This is a genomic window from Paraburkholderia podalyriae, assembly GCF_014397785.1.
Taxonomy (GTDB): domain Bacteria; phylum Pseudomonadota; class Gammaproteobacteria; order Burkholderiales; family Burkholderiaceae; genus Paraburkholderia; species Paraburkholderia podalyriae.
Genome location: NZ_VZQQ01000201.1, coordinates 1 through 1859, shown reverse-complemented (window position 1 = coordinate 1859; position 1859 = coordinate 1). Strand labels below are relative to the sequence as shown.

The window sequence follows — 1859 nt, the reverse complement described above, 5'->3', positions numbered from 1 at the left end:
TCGCTGCGCCATGCCGACCGGCAGCTTCACAATGCCTTCGTTCAGCCAGAAACGCGCTGACTCCATCGCATCATGGTGCTGAGTTCTCAGCATGAACGCGGTGTCGTACGTGCAAGTCACAAACTCATATGCGGCTTCGGCGTCGACCTCAAACTGCGAGGCCTCCTCAAAATACAGCGTTTGCTCGCCGGCCGACGTACGCGCGTACCACCCTGCACGCTCCGGATGCCGATAGCGATTCCACTGTTCCGCATCAACGTCGCGGAGGCCGACCGTAGGTGCCTCACGGTCATACCGATCCACCGGGTACCAGCCATGCAGAACAATCTCTGCCTTCGGCTTCGGCTCGACGTGAGGAACCGCATATCTGCGGCCAAGCACGTTGACGTCATGCCACGCAGTGAGCGCGGGGAACGCATGCGGTGCGTAGTGGTGCATCGACAGAAAGAAATCGATCGCCACAAGCTGCTGCGGCGTGACGAATTCGAACTGCGGATCGCACAGCATCCGCTTGTCTTCGGTATCGTCAATGCGACCGGATGCGAGATCGCCCGCGTGAGCTTCCGCCCGATCCCGCTCGTTCGCGTCGATCGAAAGCAGCATGCGTAACATCCGGACCCTCTCCCATAATCCATAGGTATCCGGCTGGATTCGCGCGTACCCCGCATCACTGATCGTGCATCCAACGAGCTCACGCCGAGACAGATCCCACTGGATCGCCAGAAGATAGTTACGGAACTCGTTCAACGGCTTCAGGTGCGCGTGTTCCGGCTCCTGAACCATGAACTCCATCGACTTGTCACGAGCACCTGTGACACCGCATAGTGCGCATCCGAACCTGCTTCCGCAAGCTGCGCGAGCGCCGCTCTCCCCGGCTATGACACCGCAGACACCGCCATTGCCAGCGCGGTAGATATCCGAGAGTTTTGCGATGGTCGCCGGCGCGAGCGGACTCGAGAACCGGAGTGACCCTGGATCAACCATACAGCCAAGCATCGTCCAGACATCGTCAGACGTCCAGTCCTTCAAAGGCGAAAGCGACAGTGAGCCAGACGCCTGCCGTGTTGCCACGTCGGCCTGCTCGTTGCGCTCAGTCATGGCTGCGCGCCGTACCGCCGACTCGTCCAGCCTGGTGCCTACGACGCTGATGACTTCCTTCACGCGGGCCGATGACGCCTCCTTTTCAAGCCGCGCACGAAGCCTGCCCTGTGGTTGCACTTTCCAGCTGTCGGCGCAGGCCCGCATGCGCTTACCGTCACGCACGCCATTTTCTGGCGTTCTTACGAGCGTGCCACGCCCGATCGTTGAAACAACGAACTGCGAGGCCAGCGACGGCTGCGTGACGTGTATCTCGACCGGCAGACCACTGTCCTCCACGAACAGTGCGACCTCATCGAGCATCGCATGCAGAAAGTTCGCAGCACTCGGGTTTTCGATCGTGGTATCCGACGACGTAATGTAGTGCCTGACGCCGGGGGGTGCATGCCTCGCGCGCCTTACTGCTTCGAGCATGAGCACCATCGCGCACGTGCTGTCCTTGCCACCGCTCACACCTGCGGCCAGTACATAGCCCTGCTCGATGTACGACTGCATCGATGCAATGGCGGTTTCCATCAGGGTATGAATATCACGGTCCATCTGTTCGCTCCGTACAGGAATGGGAGCGTCCCTTTCGGGATCGGCTCCCGAAAGGGTTAAAGAATCATGAGTTCACTACAAGGTCAGGCCAAGACTTGCGGCTTGAGCCTCTTCGAGCGACTGGTCGGCCGCGGCGAAAAGATCCGGCTGCCGCGTTGCCCGATCGAGGCGCGGCAAGGCATTGGAGAAACGGCTTGGCCCGCTGCCGTCGAAACTGTCAG

General features: G+C 60.4%; 1 protein-coding gene. It reads right to left on the bottom strand.

What is annotated here, in order from left to right; translation table 11 throughout:
* A partial coding sequence (locus F6X42_RS42475; RefSeq protein ID WP_246530562.1) for a phosphoadenosine phosphosulfate reductase domain-containing protein occupies window positions 1-1593 on the bottom strand: 1593 nt, incomplete at its 3' end.
* Between the last annotated feature and the right edge of the window lie 266 nt (window positions 1594-1859).